Source organism: Rheinheimera sp. (assembly GCF_036782235.1).
GTDB lineage: Bacteria > Pseudomonadota > Gammaproteobacteria > Enterobacterales > Alteromonadaceae > Pararheinheimera.
Genome location: NZ_DAIPZL010000005.1, coordinates 62,895 through 82,311 on the forward strand (window position 1 = coordinate 62,895; position 19,417 = coordinate 82,311).

The window sequence follows — 19,417 nt, forward strand, 5'->3', positions numbered from 1 at the left end:
CCTGCCGCGGCTGCCATAACTATAAAGATTGAGGAATGAGTTGATGAATGAAATTGTAAACAGCATAAATAATGTGATCTGGAGCCCCGCTCTGATTTATTTATGCTTAGGCGCCGGCCTTTTTTATTCGCTGATGACCCGCTTTGCCCAGGTTCGCCATTTTAAAGAAATGTGCAAACTGATGCTGAACAACAGTGAATCAGACAAAGGTATTTCTTCCTTTCAGGCCCTGGCGGTGTCGTTATCCGGCCGGGTTGGTGTGGGTAATATTGCCGGTGTTGCTGCAGCTATAGGTTTTGGTGGCCCTGGCGCCATTTTCTGGATGTGGGTGGTGGCCTTTTTAGGTGCAAGCACTGCTTATGCAGAATCAACTCTGGGCCAGATTTACAAAGTAGAAGAAGACGGTCAGTACCGTGGTGGTCCGGCTTATTATTTTGAACGTTGTCTGGGCTGGCGTCCGCTCGGCATTATTTTTGCCATTTCTGCCATTATTGGTTGTGGTATTTTCCTGCCAGGGGTGCAAGCCAATGCCGTTGGTAATGCGGTGACCCAGATTTTTGGTGATGGCAACATGGTTGTCACCAGCTTTGGTGAAGTAGGCACTTATAAACTGATTTCGCTGGCCGTGATCCTGATCATCCTGGCCTTTATCATTTTTGGTGGTATTAAACGTATTGCTCAGTTTACCCAGATTATTGTGCCATTTATGGCGCTGGGTTATATCGTGATGGCGCTGATAGTGGTGTTTTTAAATCTGGACAAACTGCCAGGTATTTTTATGTTGATCATCAACGACGCTTTTACCGCTCAGGCAGGTTTTGGTGCAGCTATCGGCTGGGGTGTCAAACGGGGCATTTATTCCAATGAAGCTGGTCAGGGCTCGGGCCCTCATGCAGCAGCTGCAGCTGAAGTCGAGCACCCGGCGCAGCAGGGGTTAGTGCAGGCTTTTTCGGTTTATGTCGACACCTTATTGGTTTGCACCGCCACAGCGCTGATGATTTTAATTACCCAGCAATACAACGTGGTGGGTACTTTAACCGACGGCAGTTTTATTGTGCAGAACGTAGCGACCAACACTGAAATTGGCTCAGCTGCTTTTACCCAGCTGGCGCTGCTGCAGGTTTTTGGTGACTTTGGGCAGATATTCGTTGGCTTGGCACTGTTTTTCTTCGCTTTTACCACTATTCTGGCTTATTACTACATCACTGAAACCAACGTGGCTTATTTAAACCGGGTGTTTAATAACAGGTTACCTGTGGTGTTCTTTAAATTGCTGCTGATGTTTATGGTGGCATATGGCACTGTGAACAGTGCAGGGTACATCTGGACTATCGGTGATATTGGCGTAGGTCTGATGGCCTGGGTGAACGTGTTAGGTATTTTGCTGATTTTCTTTTTGCACAAACCAACCATTACTTGCCTGCGCGATTACGAGCGGCAGAAAAAAGCCGGCGGTCCTATCAGCTTCGATCCGGTCAAATTGGGTATTAAAAATGCGACTTTCTGGGAAAAACGCCTGGAAAAACAGCGGCAACAACAAGCTGAATAATTAAAAAGTGAAGCCCGGTTCTGATACCGGGCTTTTTATTAAAACGACAGTGAAAATATATAACCACAGTGGAGGTGTGATGGTGCTGTTTTCCAGTTCCCGTTTGTCGTTTCATTTACTGACACAAGCCGATGCAGCGCTGATGCTCAGGTTGCTAAACGAGCCTGATTTTATCGCCAACATTGCCGACCGTGGTGTGCGCAGCCTGACGCAAGCGCAGCAATATTTGACTGGAGGCCCACTTGCCATGTATCGCCAGCATGGTTTTGGCATGTACCGGGTCACAAGGCTGGCTGATGGGGTGGATATTGGTCTTTGTGGTCTGGTATACCGCGATTATCTCGGCAAACCTGATATTGGTTATGCATTTTTCCCCGAGTTTGCCGGCCAGGGTTATGCATCTGAAGCGGCGGCCGCTGTCTATGCTTATGGCAAAAATGTACTGCAACTACCTGAAATAGTTGCCATTGTTGCTCCGCATAATATTGCGTCACAAAAGGTGCTGCAAAAGCTTGGCCTCAGGAAACAAGGGCAGCTACAAGTGCCGGGTGAAGATAAAAAAGTGGATTATTACGCGTTGCCAACAGATTAAATCTGTGACTCGTTTATAGCGGCACTGCGTCCGCGCACAAAATCCTGATAACTGCGGTTCGCGACATCTTTTAAGCAGCTGCTGGCCAAAGGCTCCGGCAACAGGCTGCATTGTGCCCTGTGTTCCATTTGTAATTTATTAAACCAATATTCTTCGCTGCCACTTGGTGGGGAGCTGCAGGCAGCAAGGCCTAAGGCGGTGACGCTCACAAGCGTCAGCCGACGCCAATATGGACTGGTTGGAAAGCTGCGGTGTTGCACAAAAAACTCCTTGCCAGAGCTGTTATCACTTTACTATGCCATAGTTTGCCTAACTTGCTGTGGTTAAAAAGGCTGCTGGTTAAAAATATCCGGTAAATTTTCATCAAAACGCCATCTGACTGACACCTGCCCTGAGTATGCTGTTGTTTCCTCATGCAAAAACACTGGCGGTGCTTTTGTTTGCCGAACTAAATCAACTGGAATTGATATTGCAGCAGGCGCCAAAGCTGGTGCAATCACAGCAGCTTGGCAAGGTGCAGCTGCAAGCGCAGCAGCTGCCGGTCTATGCCGTGCAAATAGGCAAGGCAGCTCAGCATAAGCCAGTGTTATTGCTAACCGGTGGTGTGCATGGGCTGGAACGTATTGGTACTCAGGTGCTGCTGGCTTATCTGGAGTCTTTATGCGCCCGGCTACAATGGGATCAACACTTTGCTGCACTTTTTGACAAGGTTCAGCTTTGTATGGTGCCGCTGTTAAACCCGGGGGGGATGGCGCTTGGCTGGCGTTCCAATCCTCAGCATATTGATTTAATGCGTAATGCGCCGACGGAGGCGCTGGAAAAAGCCGCCTTTTTGTTAGGGGGGCACAGAGTCAGCCGGTTTTTGCCTTGGTATCGGGGCGCACCCGGCGAGCTGGCACAGGAAAATCAGTGGCTCATCGCTTATGTAAGGCAGTTTTTTCAGGCGCCTTTTATGCTGGCGCTCGATTGCCACTCCGGATTTGGCCGCACCGACAGGTTATGGTTTCCTTATGCCAAAACAGCACAACAGCCTATTGCCCATCTGGCGCAGATGTACCGGCTGCAACAGTTGTTGTTTCAGAGTTTCCCGCAGCAAAACTATATTTTTGAGCCGCAAAGCCGGCACTATTTATGCCATGGCGATTTATGGGATCACCTGTATGACGAATCGCAGCAGTATCAACAGGTTTTTTTGCCGTTAACACTGGAAATGGGATCCTGGAACTGGGTGCGGAAAAATCCGTTTCAGTTGTTGAAAAGCCATGGTTTGTTTCATCCGGTAAAACCACACAGGGTGAAAAGAGTGCTGCGTTCCCATCTGATTTTACTCGATTTTTTATTGCATGCTACAGCAGCTGCGCCGGATTGGCTTGGCTCTGTTGGTGATGAACAACAACAGGCAGCGAAGGCTTTATGGTACAGCAAAACATAACTAACGCTGACACAGGCGCTCAAACCGCAGGCTCGCAAGAGCAGAGCCAAACTGAAGAAAAACTGAAAGTGAAAGCCCGGCCTGAGTTATCCCCGGCACAATGGGGCACGGCGCCGGTGATTTTATTGCGCGGCCTGGCGCGGGAGCAACAACATTGGGGGGCATTTCCCCAGCTGCTACAGCAGCAGATCAGCCAGCCGGTGTATTGTGTGGATTTGCCCGGCATGGGGCAGCATTATTTGCAGCGCTCGCCAGCCAGTTTGTGTGGCATTCTGACATTAGTGCGTCGTCAGCTGCGTCAGATTGAGGGGCCTTATCATCTGCTGGCCATGTCATTTGGCGCTATGCTGGCCATGCGTTTTGCCGAGCTATATCCGGCCGAGGTGTTGTCTTTGCTGCTGATCAACAGCAGCGCCGGCGATCTGACGCCTTTTTATCAAAGACTGAAATGGCAAAGTTATCCTGCGGTGCTGGCGGCCCTGTGTGGTTCCATTGCCCAAAGAGAACAACTGATTTTGCAGTTAACCAGCAATAAAGCTCAGGTACGCCAGGCCCATTATGCCGGTTTTGTCGAGCTGGCGCGGCAAAGGCCGGTCAGTCGCAGCAATGCTTTGCGTCAGTTATGGGCGGCCAGCCATTTTGTGCTGCCGGATAAGCCAGGTTGTAAGGTATTGTTGCTGGGAAGCCGGCACGACCGGCTGGTTGATATCAGCGCCAGCCAGCAGATGGCACAGCGCTGGCAGGTGCCTTTGCTGCTGCATCAAAGCGCCGGCCATGATCTAGCGCTGGACGACCCCGACTGGTTATTACAACAGGCCGTGCGCTTTTATCAGGCGCCCTGAATGCTGTTTTTGGCAAGCACCGGCCAGGTGGTTCTGGCTTTCATCTTTTGCCGTGTTAATCTTCTGCGGCTTCGATAAAATTCAGATGGGGTTTGCCAGCCATATAATGTTTGCGAAAAGTGGCAAAATAGCTCGCAAGCGCAGCGGCCGCTTTGGCGTCATTGCCGACTTTTAACACTTCAATCATCACTTCGGCGGTACAGAGCTGGTGTAAATGTGCTGCTTCGCGCAGTTGGTAGTTAGATGCCTGCTCAGGCTGAATACCCAGCACCGGAAACTTATCCAGGTAGGGGCTTTTGCTGAACATTTTTTTTGCTTCACGCCAGGTGCCATCCAGCAAAATAAATAAGGTTTTTTTCTGAGGCTCTGGCGCTGGTTTTTGAATACAACGTTCAGGCGCCGCATATTGGGTGGGGAAAATCACCACCGGCTGATAACGTTCGTCCTGCAATAATGCCAGTAAGGCCGGATCCGGATTGGTTCTGTCCCAGACAAAAGCATGATTATCCTGCGCCACATCGGCGATTAAACGGCCGGTATTGGTCGGTTTAAAACACTCGCCTGTGTACATCAAAAACAAAAAAGCACTGTTAGCACAAGGCTCTGGTTTAGCAAAACAGATACAATCGGCTTTGGGCAATAAACAATGATCGCAGCGGATCACCCGGCTGCCTCTGGCGTTAAAAGGTTTGGTGGTACGTTGCAGTTCCTGCAGACGCAGTGCCAACACTGAATTAATATGGGTCACCAACAGCTCCGGGTAAAACAAGGCCAAATTTTGCGGCGGCTATTGTAGCCGAAAAAAGCCCTGGGCAGTGATCCGGATCACCGGCCTGCTATGGGTGAGCGCAGCAACGGATGAGAAGGACAACAGCATAGTGTTCAGCAGCACTGCAGCAACAAAGAGTTTTTTCCGGCAGGGGGAGCAGAGCCAAAGGCTGCTGTTATGGCTGCTGTTATTGCCGCTTTGTGCTGCCTTATGGAGCGGCTCTGTTCGGGCTAACGAAGAGCCCTGGCGGTTATATAAAAAAGCCGAACATATCAGTCTGCAGCAGCGTCATATCAGGCAGCGTGGCAAAAAGCTGTTGCAGGTGAAGGTGCAGCTTGATTATCAGGGCTCAATGTCGGCTTTTTTGCAGGTACTGGCCGATACCAACAACGCAGCTTTGTGGTTACACAATGTGGCGCAGGTCAGCTTGCTCGCTAAACCCTCGCTGTATGAAGATTTGGTGTATACCCGTTTTAACGCACCCTGGCCTTTAACGGAACGTGAGCTGGTTAGCTGCTCTGAGTGGCAGCAGCAGGGCGATCTGACTTTTAATATGCAGGTGTGGGACTGTGCAGATTTACATCCGGATAATCCGGGTAAATTGCGGCTGCGGGGTTTTTCCGCACACTGGCAGTTAAAACCTTTGCCAGATGCCAGAGTCAGGCTGATTTACACCGGTATCGCTGATGCCGGTGGCAAGGTGCCACGTTTTTTAAGCGACCCTGTGGCTTTGTCGTCCAGCTGGAAAAGTTTTTTGGCATTGCAGCAACAGCTGCAATTGGCAACATATCAGCAAGCTCATCCGGGGATTTGTGAAGCCGCGCAGCAGCCTGTCAGCGATGCTTGTCAGGCGTTAAAGGCAGCGGTAAAAAAACGCTAAGCGTCGTTTTTATACCGCTGAAGGCTCTTTAGTCTGCCGCCGGCTCATCGGCATAACGCCGGCTAAAACGCTGGCTGATCGGGTAGGGGAAAATATCCTCAACAAAACCTGCTTTGATTTTTTGTTGTTTATCACACCAAAAATCGGCGTCCAAAAGCTGTGGATGGGCCTGAAATAACAGTTCACGCAGCTGTGGCTGCGGCGTGACAAAGGTCGCAATTTGCTCTGGAAACACATCACCGGGGCTTACGCTATACCAGGGTTCCGAGCTTAACATATCATCATAATTATCGGTTTTTGGAATTTTACGAAAATTCACATCGAGCAAATATTGCACTTCATCATAATCATAAAACACCACACGGCCGTGGCGGGTCACGCCAAAGTTTTTTAGCAGCATATCTCCCGGAAATATATTGGCGGCAATCATGTCTTTCAGCGCCTGGCCATAATCGGCCATCAGCCGGGCTTTTTCGCTGTCACTGGCGGTTTCCAGTGCAATATTCAGTGGGATCATCCGCCTTTCAATATACAAATGGGAAATGACCAGATTGTCATCTTCAAAACTTAACGAACCCGGAATAGCGTCCATCAGCTCGGCCAGTAGTTCCGGCGAAAAGCGGTTTTTTGGCAAAGCCACATAAGAATATTCCATGCTGTCGGCCATCCGGCCCACTCTGTCGTGTTTTTTCACCAGCAAATAACGGGCTTTGACGGTGTCGCGGCCAAAGTTTTTGGTGTCGGAAAATTTATCGCGGATCACCTTAAACACATAAGGAAAAGATGGCAGCGTAAACACCATCATCACCATGCCACGAATGCCGGGCGCGGCCACAAAACTGTCGCTGGACTTGGTTAAATGTTGCAGCAGCTCACGGTAAAACTCGGTTTTGCCTTGTTTATGTAAACCGACCGACGAATACAGTTCAGCCAGGGTTTTATGCGGCAGCAGCTCTTTTAAAAAGTGCACCAGGGCTGACGGCACCGGCAAGTCCACCATAAAATAAGCCCTTGAAAAACCGAAGATAATACTCATTTGTTGTGCATCGGTGATCAAGGTATCCAGATACAACTGGCGCGGCTGGGTTTTGCTTTGCAAAATCGGAATAATAAAAGGTTGCTGGCCGTCGGGGCTGACCACACGGCCAACAATATAAGCCGCTTTATTGCGGTAAAACACCGACTTGAGCATATCAAAGCGGATCTGATGCACCGGATGGCGGCCATGGCCGGATTCGGCGCGAAAAGTCTGGATCACATAACGGATATCCCGTTCTACATCGGCAAATGGCAGCGAAAATGCGTAACTTGCCACAATTTTCCGGATACAGATACGCAGGCCATCCTGCACCGGGAAATAACTGTCGTACACTGAAGCCACAGGGGCCGGCAGTTTTTGTTTGCTTAAGGTGGATTCAACAAAAATATTCTGGTTATGAAAATACTTCCGGGCAAACAAGCGGCAAAACACTGAGTTATAAAAAGTTTCGGCAAGCTCAGCCTGAGGGTGAAAAGTTAAAAAATCCAGATAATGTTGTTTGACCTGCTGCCATAAAGATTCATCCAGACAATGTTGAGGCAGCTCCAGCACCAGCCGGTCTATCGCTTCCTGCACCCTTAAATCATAAAAGCTGATGCGGTTGGCATTGTCCTGCTGCAACCCGGGCCAGTCGGCATGGGCAAAACGTTGTTTGGCCTGCTGTGTCATTTGCGAAAACAAACTAAAGTGGCGGCGAAAGCCTTTTAAAATCACTTCGGCAATATGGCGGGGCTGACTCATGATGCTCCCTGGCCCGCCCACAGGCGACGGCACTACACTGAGCTGAAACTCTAATCTCTATTGATACCCAAAGGCGGGCGAAAAAGCAAACCAGTTAGCAGCTTGCGCCCTGGCTTTTAACTGTGCTCTGATAGCGTTTTTTGCAATTGCTGCAAGGAGTGCCTGATGCAACAGGCGGACTTTTGCCCTATCGTGGATTTAAACCAGTCTTTGGCCGACTTACTGACGCAGGCGCGCCAGATGCCAATCAGCGGCAAAGTGGCCGATTATATTCCGGCGTTGTCTCAGGTTGCGCCAAACCGGCTTGGTATAGCAGTCGCTACTTTAGATGGCAAGGTGGCATCAGCCGGTGATGCGGCTGTACCTTTTTCTATTCAGAGCCTGTCAAAAACCTATGCGCTGACCATGGCGATGCAGCTGCAGGGTGACGAGCTGTGGCAAAGAGTGCGGATGGAGCCCTCGGGTCAGCCTTTTAATTCAATAGTGCAGCTGGAGTGGGAGCAAGGTATACCCCGTAATCCGGTGATCAACGCAGGAGCCCTGGTGATTGCTGATGTACTGGCCAGCCACTATTCGGCCAGTATCAACAGTTTTCTGATGTTTATCAGGCGCCTTGCCGATTGTCAGGCTATTTATATCGACCACAAAGTGTATGCTTCAGAGCAGCAGCATGGCAGCCGCAATGCTGCCTTGGCTTATCTGATGAAAAGTTTTGGCAATATCCAGAGTGAAGTGCCGCTGGTGCTGGAGCAATATTTTCATCAATGTTCGGTGGCAATGAGCTGTGAGCAACTGGCGCGCAGTTTTTTGTATCTGGCCAACAGAGGCCAGGATCCGGTCACAGGTGAGCAGATCTGCAGTCGCAAGGACGCCCATCGGATAAACGCTATTCTGACCACCAGCGGCATGTATGATCAGTCCGGCGAATTTGCTTTTACCGTGGGTTTGCCGGCCAAAAGTGGTGTGGGCGGCGGTATAGTGGCGGTAGTGCCCAATTATGGGGTAATAGCCGCCTGGAGCCCGCCACTCAATAGTTTTGGTAATTCGGAGCTGGCGATGCAGTTGATCCGGGCTTTGGCTGAGCAGTTGGGGTTATCTGTGTATTAAAGCTGGGCGGGTCTTCACACTGGGTTTATAGTTGAAGTTAAGCCGCAAGCTTGCACCTGTTAGCAAAGGAACATCTATGTTGGTCACATTTCATAGCAAAGATTATTATCCCATTACCATGTTTGGTGATGTTGCGCTGCAACTGATTGAAAAAATGGGAGTCACGCCAAAAGTGCCGGGCGCCATTTTTGCCGAAGATGTGCCGCAGGCATTATGGCAGCTGCAACAGGCACTGGAAGATGTGGCGGAGCCAGAGCTGGCAACACCTCAGGCAGAAGGGCAGGAAGCGCCGGTCAGTTTACGCAAAAGAGCGCTGCCGCTCTTGGAAATGCTTCAAGGCGCCGCCAAAGCCGGGCACAATCTAAGCTGGGACTAATAAGCCGCGCTATCATGCAGCAGCATTAAGCAGCCGGCCAGCAAAGGAGTTGAGATTCGCTGTTGCTGTACCCTGTTAACACTGCTTTGTCGCCGCTCGCTCGTCATTTGCGCAGAGTACAGGCTTTAGTTATTGCCCTTTGCTGACGCAATGGTGAGCGGACTGCTGCTTAAAAATGCCAGCAGCTTTGCTGTTAATTGTTGTTGTACTTCGTCTCTGTTCACCCCGGCTTTATCCTGACAGATAGGCACACCCAAAGCCCGGTGTGGCAGGGTGCAGCTATCCAGATAAACAAAGTGTCCTTCACCTTGATGAAAAGTCACTTGTTGTGCCTGTGGTATTTGGCTGGCATAAAAACCAGCGTGCCGTGTAAAAGGTAAAAAGTCGTTTTGCACTGAACCTGCCACCAGCACGGGCAGTTTTATTTGCTGCAGGCTCTGTGCATTGGCCAAATGACCCAGTGCCGGGTCGAGTAAAATCAGTTTGCTGACTCTGGCATCATACCAATGTTGCTGTGCCGGCAAAGTGGGCAACTGTTCCCTTGTTTGCTGGCTTGTTTGCTGGCTTGTTTGCTGGCTTGTTTGCTGATTTGTTGGCTGCGTCGGCCCGGCTTTTGGCAGATAAGCGCAGCTGCGATCGGCTTTGGCGGCCTCGCTACTGCAGTAACTGGTCACTTTGGCAAAATCAAAACCGGCACCGGCCAGCGCGGCTACAGTAGCGCCGCCTGATGAATGGCCAATGGCCACAGTGCTTTGCCAGTTGATCGGCTGGTTTAATAAGGTTTTGCCGTTAACTTGGTTGCTCTCTAACTGATCCAGCACAAAGTGTAAGTCGAGTGGCCGCTGCCAGAACTCCAGTACAGCGGCAGGTTTGACATGCCCGGCACCATAGACCCAGGATTCACCATAATGATTGACGCCAACAGTCACCCAACCACGGGCGGCCATACTTTTGCCAAGCCATTGATAATTAAGCGCCGCGCCCATGGCTCCATGGGACAACAACAAAGCCTGACTGAGCTCTGTGTTGCCAGCCACACAAATCTGCGCCTTGCAGGCTTGCCCTTCCGGGTACCAGAGGGTAATTTTTACCGGTCTTTGCCTTGTTGCGTCGAATAAATCCAGCTGCTGCATTTTTACTTTAAATCCGGCCTGCACAAGCTGAGGTTCAGTTTTGCTAGTTTGCTGCTGCGCTCTGTTATCGCTGTTACTGACAGCGCTACAGCCCAGCAGCAGACTGAAAGTAAATAAAGGCAACAACAATGTTCGGCCAAACAACATGCCGCTTAAAACCGGGATAGGGTGGGATACTTTGTGAACAAGTTGCTGCATGCCGTTGTCCTTTTGCGCTGCCTGAGGAATATATTCAGCCTTATTGCTGATATAGGCAGTTTGCGGCAAAAGGTTGGTGTTGTGTTGTGCCAGAAGTCACGATCTGGTTTTAGCCGGAGCAAATAACAGCCAGGCTGGCGATGCAAAAAGCGCGTGATAGCGCGCATTTTGCTGAGGAGGTTTTTGCTTGTGCCGTTATTGCAGTTTTAGCCGCTCCACAGCGCCATCTTTCTGCATTGTGATATATAAAGTTTTGAAATCATTAGAAAAAGTTACATTGGTTGGAAACTGGCCATGCAGCTGATATTCGCGCAGCAGTTTGCCTTCAGGGCTTATTTTGACAATGGTACCTTTGCCATAACGGGCGATATATAAATTGCCTTGCCCGTCACAGCGCATACCGTCCAGGCCGTGGTCGGGAAATTGGATCAGCAGGGATTTATTGCTGACATTGAGCTTTTTATCCAGCTGATAACGCCACACTTTGCGCTGGCGGCTTTCGTTAACATATAAAAAGCGTTGGTCAGGACTGACTTCGATACCATTGGTGGTGCCCATGTTTTTTTCCAGCAAGGTGCTGCTGCTGGCTTGTTCAATACGCCAGATTTGACCGCTGTTGTTTTTCCAGTCGGGGTCGCTTGCAAACAAGACTCCTTGTTCAGTGATGGCCAGATCATTGGGCTGAAACATCAAAGGTTGATGCAGGTACAAACTTAAACTTTTGCCGTTATAACGCCAGATGTTATGGCCGGTATAATCGGCAATATAAAACCGCCCCTGCTGGTCGAGCCGGATGCCATTGCCAACACTGCCCTTGGGCAGTTGCAAAAAATGACGGGCGTCGCCCTTTGGTGTTATTTTGCCAATACTGCCTTTGGCCGCAGTGTTATTACCCCCAAAATTTACTGCATACACATAACCTTGGGCATCCACAGCAGGGCCTTCTATTTCCGGGTGAAACACACCGGCAGCCACAAAAATTTCACTGTCGGGGGGTTGTGCTGATGTTGGTGTATCAGCCCACAGCGGGGCTGCAGGCAGCGTCAACAAAACTAAGCTGCAACAGGCCGTTTTGAGCCAGCGGATGGGTAATAACAAGGTTTTCTCGCTTTTTTTCTGTGCTTTAGCCGTCTTTGCCATGTCGCATCCTTTTTAGGCAGTGTTTTGCTATGGAGCACTCCGTGCCGCAGAGTAGGGTTAAAGCGGCACTAAGCCGGCTTAATGCCCTGGACAAAACGGAACAACTGAGCTTTATCATAACGTGTTTTGATCTGCTGTAATCTGGCGTAGTGGTCGCCGTAATATGCCTGTTGCCAGTTTTTCAGCAGTGCGTCTGTGTAATTCAGATAAGCGCCGCCACTGCTCCAGGTTTTCATTAAATGCCGCATCCGGTTTACCCAGACGGCACCTTCTTTTAATAATGATTCCGGGCTGCCCACAGGGCCGCTCATTAAATATTGCGCGCTTAACAGCGCATGACGGTGGGCAAAAGCAGTGTCGTCATGGTGAAGATGTTTAATAGCACCGCCCATGGCTGTTAACATCACGCCGCCTCTGTGGCCGTTTTGATGGCGTTTAGTGATTTCCCGCAGCAGGGTATTGAGCGCTGAGTTATGCAAATAACGGTCAAAAATATCTGAGCTGCCGGCCATAGCCACCCGTTTTAACACACCGTCTTGATGCTGATTGGGCAGCTTGCATTGGGGCATCTCCAAACCAGCGCAGTCGCTTAACATAAAATCCAGATACTGATGGTCCTGCATATCAACATCAGACCAAATGCCAATCAGCCGCTGCTCCAGCAACTGCCAGTGCCGGGTTAATAACAAAGGCTCACCAAGCGCACAGGCGCGGATTTGAATTTCAGGTTCATTTTGCTGGCCGTTAAACCAGATGGTGGCCTGTGACCAGATTTCGTTGGGCAGCTCGGACAACCACTGCTGCCAGTTTTGCAGTACCTGTAAACCATCTTTTAGCGGATAACGGCCAATATAATTGCGGATGGGCGCTGTTGGAAAAGTCTGAAACTGCAGCCTGGTCACAATACCAAACTGACCACCGCCGCCTCCGCGCAGCGCCCAGAACAGATCCGGGTGCTCAGTTGCACTGCAATGACGCAGCTGGCCATCTGCTGTCACTATGTCGGCACTTTGCAGTGCATCACAGGTTAAGCCATAACGCCGGTCGGCAATGCCCAGGCCGCCGCCCTGGACTAAACCGGCAATACCAACACTGGCGCAGCTGCCAGCCGGTATTGAGCGTTGCCTGGCGCCAAGCTCGGCATAGACATCCCCCAGTTTGGCGCCGCTGCCAATAGTGGCAATGTCATCTTCAAGTGTGATCTGCTGCATCAGGCCCACATCAATCAGCACCCCCTTGGTGCTGGACAGGCCGGTGTAACTGTGACCGCCACTGCGTACAGCAAAAGGTAACGCAAAATCGCGGACAAAATTCACCGCCAGTTGCACATCGGCCGCATTGGCACAGCGCATAATGACAGCGGGCACCAGCGCGTCATAACGGGCATTGGCCGCTTTTCGCAGCCGGTCAAAATGTTCGGCTTGCGGCAACAATAATTCACCGGAAAAACGGCTTGCCAATGCCTGCCAGTCGTCAGGTTCTGGTGGTGCTGTTTTGCCTTGCGGCAGCTTTGGCATATTGCTGCAACCACTGAGGCTGGCAAGACTTAGCAGGGTAAAACCTAAAAATGTTCGGCGTTGCAAAAGAAAACTCCGGCAGAAAAATCGCTGCAACCTTAGCACAAAGTGTGCTTTGAAGCACAGCACAGCGGCTTCTGCTGTTGTTAGTGTGCCCGGCTAAAACCGATGCGAAAACCACCCCAGTGCTTGCCGCGCACCAGAATAGGCACCGACAAATCATGCAAAATTTCGCCTGTGTCTCTTTTGTAAGTTTGCAGCAACATCCTTTCTGTGTTGCTGCCACACCGGCTACCGGTTCTGTCATTAAAAATACGTTTGCTGCGGTTGTTGATGAGATCCTGTTGATAGTTGCCGGTCAGTGGCTGGCTGAATTTACGGTTGTGGGTTGGAAAATAACCCTGACTATCCACAGCGCCGGCATATAACACTTGTGGATGCCGTGCCAGTATCGCCTCCTGAATTGCCGGAAAATGCTGATCGGTAAAACTGTCGTAAGCCGTGTGGTATTTTTGTGGATTGGTGTTGGCAATAGGCTGGTAACTTTTGGCAAAAAGCGCTTGTTCGGTCAGTTCACCGCGCACAATAGCCTGTTCAAATAACAGCGCTATGGCAGTTGCGGCCTGCTGTGCTTCCTGTTGTAGCACACTGAAAAAATGCTGGTTGCTGACCAGGCTGAGTTCACGGTAGATACTTTCGGTTTCAACTGACAATTCAATGGCCTGAGTGGCAACAGAGTCACTTTTTTGCTCCACTGCGGCCAGGCCCTGATGAATATTCACAATGGCATCACCAATTTGCCGGCTGGCCTGCTCCAGTTGATGACCGCTCTGATCCAGTGCACTCAGCGCGCCTGATGCCTGATTAATTTCAGTGTTAATGCCGCCCACGCCGTTTACCACCGCCTGCAGCTGTTGTTGTACATCGCTGCTCAGTGCCACCAGATGGCTCATCAGATTGCCGGTTTGTGCACTCTGGCTGCGGATAGTGCTGAGCATCTGGGCAATATCGCCGGTGGCGCCTGCGGTTTTACCGGCCAAAGCCCTGACTTCGTCGGCCACCACAGCAAAACCCCGGCCAGCGTCACCGGCGCGGGCTGCTTCGATGGCGGCATTTAATGCCAGTAGGTTGGTTTGGTCGGCGACACTTCGGATCACCTCGGTAATATGCTGGATCTGATCAGCACTTTGTTGCAGTTGCTTCAGTTCTGCTGCGGCGTGGTCTACAGCGCTGCCAAGTTCGCCCACTTGCTTAACACCTGAGCTCAATAAAGCCGCGGTATCGCTGCTGGCTGTTGCAGTATGCTGCACACTCTGGCTGATGGTTTGCAGGTTGTGGCTCAGCTGGCTGCTGGTTTGGGTCAGCTGACTGGCCACTTCGCTGATTTGTTCACTGTCATGGCCAATTTGCCGGATATCTTTGGTTAGGCCGTCCATATAAAACGACACTTCGGCTGCACCTATCGCCATATTGGAGGTGGCGCTGCTGATCACGGCAGCACTTTTTTGCAGATTGCCTTTGTGCTGGCTGGCGTTCGGACTATTGTCATCAGCTTGAGGCTGTATGGCTATGGTTTTGCGGTGTAGCTGATAAAGCGCCGACAGTTGCAGCACACTACAGCCAATCAGCACAGGGTAAAAAAACTGACTTTGCGCAGTAAACAACAATAACAAAAACGACAATGGGATCAGCAGCAATAGGGGCAGCATTGGCTGGTATGTTCCGGTAAACAGCTTGTTATCCATCAGGCCTCCTGCAGTTAGTGTCTGCCCAGTGTTTGGCATCTTGGGCTTTGTGTCAAACATTGATACAACAAACTCGACTAAAGTGGTAGACCAGTGACAGCCTAGTGGCAAGGCTGTGCCACTACAGCATCAACACGCGTATAAGCAGCACAGCTGCAGAGGGGGAAACACTTTTAATATCAGCAAGCCCGGCTGTTGGCCGGGCTTTATCGCAGGAAAAAAGCTGTCAGGGCTTCAGCGCTGGAATAGCGCGTTTTGGCAGTTGTTGCTCCAGTAACGCAGCCAGTCCCAGTAACTTGGCTTCACTCCAGGGTTTGCCAACCAGGCTGAGTCCAAGTGGCAGCTGGCCATCCATACCGGCCGGAATAGTGATTGAAGGATAACCAGACACAGCGGCGGCAGTGGAAGTGCCAAAACTAAACTGATCCCCTTTAACATGATCAATAGGCCAGGCCGGGCCATAAGCAGGTATTAAAATAGCGTCATATTGTGAAAGATAAGGATCCAGCTGCGCCTTTGCCAGCTGTTTACTGTTGTTCAGTGCTTGCAGATAAGCGGCTTTGTCTTTTTCCAAATCAATGGCTGCGGCTTGCTGCAGATATTCCTGACCATAAAAGGCCAGTGCTGCTTTGCCTTTTTTCTGGTTAAAAGCAACAATTTTGTCAATGCTGCCAACAGCGGCCGGCACCTGAGACTCCTGCAGCCACTGGGTTAAATCACGTTTAAATTCGTAGATCAACACTGTCAGTTCATCTTTATTCAGTTGCTCCGGCAATTGCCATTGTTCCAGCATCTCTACCACTATGCCATTTTGTTGCAGCTGTTGCGCAACCCTGTCCTGCATTTGTTTTATCGCGGCAAATTGCCCGTCAAAAGCACGTACCAGCAGCACTTTTTTCACCTGCACCTCGTTGATGGCTGCAGTTAAATCGCCATAACGGCTTTTCGCCTCATCTGTTGCCAATACTTGCAATAATAAAGCAGCGTCGGACACAGTGCGCGTCATGGGGCCTGCGATATCCTGTGATGCGGCTATGGGAATAATACCGGCGCCGGACACAGCACCATGGGTAGGTTTAATGCCCACTATGCCGTTGACAGAAGCAGGGCAGGTGATGGAGCCGTCGGTTTCGGTGCCCACCGCCAGTAAGGTCATATCAGCGGCCACGGCAACAGCCGAGCCAGAGCTCGAGCCGCAGGGCGATTGACTGAGTTTATGCGGATTTTTAGTTTGACCGCCCAGTGCCGACCAGCCACTGGCCGAGTTTTCCCCCCTGAAATTTGCCCATTCCGATAGATTGCTTTTGGCAATAATTACTGCGCCGGCAGCTGTGAGTTGGGTGACTAAGTCAGCATCTTTTTTTGCCAGAAAACCTTTGAGCGCCAGTGCGCCCGCTGTAGTGGGCATACCATCTTTGGTGGCAATATTGGCTTTTAATACCACAGGCAAACCATGCAGCGGGCCTCGGATCTTGCCGGCTTTACGTTCTTTATCCAGCCGGGTTGCGAGCTTAATGGCATCGCGGTTGATATCGGTAATAGCTCTTAAATCAGCGCCTTTTTGATTGTTTTTTTCAATTTGCTGCAGGTAGTAGTTCACCAGCGCCACTGAACTGAGTTTTTGTTGTTCCATCAAAAAAAGGGCTTGTTGGGCTGTGATGTTGTTCAGTTCAGCTGCGGTGGCAGGCAGGCTGCACAGCAGGGCTAAAGTACTGAATGCAAAAGTGTGAAGGCTTTGTTGAAAGCGGCGCATGGTATCGTCCTTGTCATTATTATTTGTGTGACCAGTGCAAACGATTTTGGCTTTTGCTGCAAGAGGCTTGCGGTTAAAAATGGATAAAATCCGACCAGCCTCATAGCTTAAGCCACAGACCGCATCAGGCTTGACGGCATCAGAAGGGGCGGGAATAGTCAACACATACAACAATCCGGCTGAGCCATGGCTTCGGTCACCTCGTATAGGTTGGTATATTCAACGGTATTCTTTGCCAACACAACGGCTGTTTTTCAGCAATACAACATTACAATTTTTGGCAACACCCGTTGTCACCCTTTGTCACAACAGCGACCACAATTTTTATCGGCGTTAGCGAGAATTTTCTGTGACTCAGTGCAGGTTCAGCCAGAGACTCTGATGCTCAACCAAAGCTGCAGTCAGGAGTGGATAACATGACAAAATTTAAACAACAATGTTTGGGCTTCTGGGCTTTGCTCATCCTGCTCAGTCTTTCGGCCTGTAAACAAAGCCCTGAGCCGTTACAGCTTACTCAGCAGCAGTGGGCGCAGCACCTGCAGTTGCCGTCTGTGCAACAAGCCAGTCAGCTGAGTTTAACTTGGTCCGACAAAGTTATTCAGCACAAACTGCAGTGGCAGGACAACAGCCGCGGCCGGGAGGTGCCTGCTTTGTTATATTTGCCAGCCGGCGCTGCTGCAGCAAAGTTGCCGTTGATTGTGTTTTCACATGGCCTGGGCGGCTCCCGCGACCGTTATGCTTATCTTGGTCTGTACTGGGCCAGTCAGGGTTTTGCCAGCTTGCATCTGCAACATATTGGCAGCGACCGGCAGATTTGGCGGGGTAGCCGTTTAACTTTACCCTTCAGGTTGATGAATGCAGCCGGTGAAGAAGAAGCACTGGCGCGGGTGGCGGATGTACGTTTTGGTCTGGATCAGCTATTGCAGTCTGAATTTGCCGCTCTGATAGACCCAAACAAGCTGGTTATGGCCGGCCATTCTTATGGTGCCAACACCACTATGCTGGTCCTTGGTGCTAAAGCAGAACCCCATCAGCCTGATCTGCGTGATGCCAGATTCAGCGCCGGTATGCTGATTTCAGCGCCGCCTTTTTATAATGATAAACCGCTGTCAGAAGTACTGGCCGCTATTGCCGTGCCCACTTTGCATATCACCAATACCATGGATGAAATAGAGGTGCCGGGTTATCACTCGACGCCAGAAGAGCGTATTGATATTTATCAGGCCATGCCTGGTCCGGAAAAAGTGCTGGCGGTGTTTTATGGTGGCAATCACAATATTTTTTCCGGCAGAAGGCAAAGACCTGAGCTGGCGCTGCAGGACAAAGTCCTCAAAGCTGCAACTCAAAGTTTATCGGCAGCTTTTGTCAGCCAAATCACCGGAGAAAGACCCAGGGCAGTTGCACAGTGGCAGCAACAACATCAAGCTTTGCTGGCGCAGTTTGAACAATATGCGACACTCAGCAGCGCTGATACTGCACGTCAGGCGCTGAATTAAACTGTTTTGTGTAAGCAATAAAAAGGTTCTGGTCGGACAGCCCAACTTTGCATTCTGCTAAAAGCAGAGTAACAGCTTATATAAACAATGGCTTGCTGCAGCGCTGGCTACAGCAATTGCCGTTTTTTCAATTCATCTTCCAGCGCTGCTAAATCTGCACCCCGGATCACCTTATTGCCAATCAGGATCTGTGGAATACCTTCTGCACCCAGCGTCTGAAACAGTTGCTGAACCTTGGGATCTGCTGATTCGATGTCTCTGTTTTCAAACACCAGCTGATGTTTATTCAGGTAGTTTTTTACTTTATCGCAGTACTGGCACCAGGATGCTGAGTACAAAATCAGCCTTTTGTCGGTAGCGGCAAAATGGGCGCTGGTGTCCATTTCAATCACAGTGGGCGGCTGATTGGCATATTGCCAGCCATACAAGGCCACAATGCCGATAGCAAAACCCAAAACAGCCGTCATCACAGAACCGAAAAAGGACTTTAATGCTTGTTGCTTGATCATCATTTTCTCTGCAGCTAAAGGCACTTTCAGTGACGAAAGTGCCATGTAGTGGCCTTGTTATTGTGGTGTACCACAACCCCACTTACACAATTGCAGATGTGAACTGCAGGTTGTTGATGGGCCGCCGCCAGCCAGGCAAATTCTGGATTTCTGATGGCAATCAAGGATGCATTGCTCGTAGGGCGACAGGTTGTCAGAAGCAAAGCTGAAAAACGCCACAGCCAGACCGGCACCAAAGGCCAGTGATTTTATTAATTTACTGAATTTCATGAATATTCCTTATTGTGTCAGATTGGATACTGCTTCGCTGAGATATCACAAGGTGTGCTTTCAGGCAGGGCAGGTAACACAGTACAAATCCCATCACTGCATGTTCAACAACGGCATGCTGTCAGTTGAAGCCCGGTGCTGAATTTTTAACCTTGTGCGCTGATAGTTGGTAGATTTCAGTCAGGTACGCGTGAGGGAATACAGATAAATTGCTGATAAAAGTTTGATAATGGTCGCGGTGGCGCACTTTCGGTTGTTGTCATGCAAGGGCACGAAAAAGTTGGAGTGATAAAAAAGCCGGGATAATTCACCGGCTTTGTTGCAGAGTT

General features: G+C 50.3%; 18 protein-coding genes. 8 read left to right on the forward strand and 10 right to left on the reverse strand.

The features are described 5' to 3' along the window. The first annotated feature begins 43 nt into the window (after positions 1–43). Together V7P87_RS07745 and V7P87_RS07750 are read left to right on the forward strand one after the other, a co-directional pair. Complete coding sequence (locus tag V7P87_RS07745) at positions 44–1,549, forward strand: alanine/glycine:cation symporter family protein (protein WP_333796919.1); 1,506 nt, start codon at positions 44–46, stop codon at positions 1,547–1,549. A gap of 79 nt (positions 1,550–1,628) precedes the next feature. Continuing rightward, complete coding sequence (locus V7P87_RS07750) at positions 1,629–2,141, forward strand: GNAT family N-acetyltransferase (protein WP_333796920.1); 513 nt, start codon at positions 1,629–1,631, stop codon at positions 2,139–2,141. On the opposite strand, the gene V7P87_RS07755 is transcribed toward V7P87_RS07750, so the two are convergent. Beyond that, on the reverse strand, positions 2,138–2,401 hold the full coding sequence (locus tag V7P87_RS07755; RefSeq protein ID WP_333796921.1) for a hypothetical protein: 264 nt from the start codon (positions 2,399–2,401) through the stop codon (positions 2,138–2,140). The two genes, V7P87_RS07750 and V7P87_RS07755, sit on opposite strands and share 4 nt — an antisense overlap. 137 nt (positions 2,402–2,538) lie before the next feature. On the opposite strand from V7P87_RS07755, the gene V7P87_RS07760 reads away from it, so the two are divergent. Both V7P87_RS07760 and V7P87_RS07765 read left to right on the forward strand, forming a co-directional pair. Then, on the forward strand, positions 2,539–3,573 hold the full coding sequence (locus V7P87_RS07760) for a M14 family zinc carboxypeptidase (RefSeq protein ID WP_333796922.1): 1,035 nt from the start codon (positions 2,539–2,541) through the stop codon (positions 3,571–3,573). Further along, entirely contained in the window at positions 3,555–4,415 is an 861-nt protein-coding gene (locus tag V7P87_RS07765) for an alpha/beta fold hydrolase (RefSeq protein WP_333796923.1), read from the forward strand. Before V7P87_RS07760 ends, V7P87_RS07765 begins: the two co-directional genes overlap by 19 nt. Positions 4,416–4,470: 55 nt before the next feature. Here V7P87_RS07765 and V7P87_RS07770 read toward each other — a convergent pair whose 3' ends face one another. Beyond that, on the reverse strand, positions 4,471–5,163 hold the full coding sequence (locus V7P87_RS07770; RefSeq protein WP_333796924.1) for a tRNA-uridine aminocarboxypropyltransferase: 693 nt from the start codon (positions 5,161–5,163) through the stop codon (positions 4,471–4,473). A gap of 94 nt (positions 5,164–5,257) precedes the next feature. Here V7P87_RS07770 and V7P87_RS07775 point away from each other — a divergent pair, with 94 nt between their 5' ends. After that, entirely contained in the window at positions 5,258–6,064 is an 807-nt protein-coding gene (locus V7P87_RS07775; protein WP_333796925.1) for a hypothetical protein, read from the forward strand. 28 nt (positions 6,065–6,092) lie between these two features. Here the strand turns inward: V7P87_RS07775 and aceK are convergent, their stop codons facing one another. Continuing rightward, positions 6,093–7,844, reverse strand: coding sequence for a bifunctional isocitrate dehydrogenase kinase/phosphatase (gene aceK / locus V7P87_RS07780; RefSeq protein ID WP_333796926.1), 1,752 nt, complete (start codon positions 7,842–7,844; stop codon positions 6,093–6,095). A gap of 165 nt (positions 7,845–8,009) precedes the next feature. Between aceK and V7P87_RS07785 the strand changes: the two genes are divergently transcribed. Both V7P87_RS07785 and V7P87_RS07790 read left to right on the forward strand, forming a co-directional pair. After that, a complete protein-coding gene (locus tag V7P87_RS07785) occupies positions 8,010–8,951 on the forward strand; it encodes a glutaminase (RefSeq protein WP_333796927.1) in 942 nt (313 codons plus the stop codon). A 76-nt stretch (positions 8,952–9,027) separates the two neighbouring features. Then, positions 9,028–9,327, forward strand: coding sequence for a DUF1840 domain-containing protein (locus tag V7P87_RS07790; RefSeq protein ID WP_333796928.1), 300 nt, complete (start codon positions 9,028–9,030; stop codon positions 9,325–9,327). Between the two features lie 125 nt (positions 9,328–9,452). Here V7P87_RS07790 and V7P87_RS07795 read toward each other — a convergent pair whose 3' ends face one another. From V7P87_RS07795 to V7P87_RS07815, 5 genes are all read right to left on the reverse strand, one after another. Continuing rightward, positions 9,453–10,658, reverse strand: a complete 1,206-nt coding sequence (locus tag V7P87_RS07795) for an alpha/beta hydrolase family protein (protein WP_333796929.1) — start codon at positions 10,656–10,658, stop codon at positions 9,453–9,455. A gap of 195 nt (positions 10,659–10,853) precedes the next feature. Then, complete coding sequence (locus V7P87_RS07800) at positions 10,854–11,798, reverse strand: SMP-30/gluconolactonase/LRE family protein (protein WP_333796930.1); 945 nt, start codon at positions 11,796–11,798, stop codon at positions 10,854–10,856. A gap of 68 nt (positions 11,799–11,866) precedes the next feature. After that, entirely contained in the window at positions 11,867–13,381 is a 1,515-nt protein-coding gene (locus tag V7P87_RS07805) for an FAD-binding oxidoreductase (protein WP_333796931.1), read from the reverse strand. Between the two features lie 80 nt (positions 13,382–13,461). Then, positions 13,462–15,060 carry a methyl-accepting chemotaxis protein gene (locus tag V7P87_RS07810; protein ID WP_333796932.1) on the reverse strand — a complete coding sequence of 533 codons (1,599 nt, stop codon included), beginning with the start codon at positions 15,058–15,060 and terminating at the stop codon, positions 13,462–13,464. A gap of 226 nt (positions 15,061–15,286) precedes the next feature. Continuing rightward, the gene (locus V7P87_RS07815) at positions 15,287–16,813 is read right to left on the reverse strand and encodes an amidase (protein WP_333796933.1); all 1,527 of its coding nucleotides are present in this window, start codon (positions 16,811–16,813) and stop codon (positions 15,287–15,289) included. 416 nt (positions 16,814–17,229) lie between these two features. Between V7P87_RS07815 and V7P87_RS07820 the strand changes: the two genes are divergently transcribed. After that, positions 17,230–18,309 (forward strand): alpha/beta hydrolase family protein, encoded by a 1,080-nt coding sequence (locus V7P87_RS07820; RefSeq protein WP_333796934.1) that lies wholly within the window; start codon positions 17,230–17,232, stop codon positions 18,307–18,309. 107 nt (positions 18,310–18,416) lie between these two features. On the opposite strand, the gene V7P87_RS07825 is transcribed toward V7P87_RS07820, so the two are convergent. Then, complete coding sequence (locus V7P87_RS07825; RefSeq protein ID WP_333796935.1) at positions 18,417–18,863, reverse strand: glutaredoxin family protein; 447 nt, start codon at positions 18,861–18,863, stop codon at positions 18,417–18,419. A gap of 12 nt (positions 18,864–18,875) precedes the next feature. After that, the gene (locus V7P87_RS07830) at positions 18,876–19,088 is read right to left on the reverse strand and encodes a hypothetical protein (RefSeq protein WP_333796936.1); all 213 of its coding nucleotides are present in this window, start codon (positions 19,086–19,088) and stop codon (positions 18,876–18,878) included. Between the last annotated feature and the right edge of the window lie 329 nt (positions 19,089–19,417).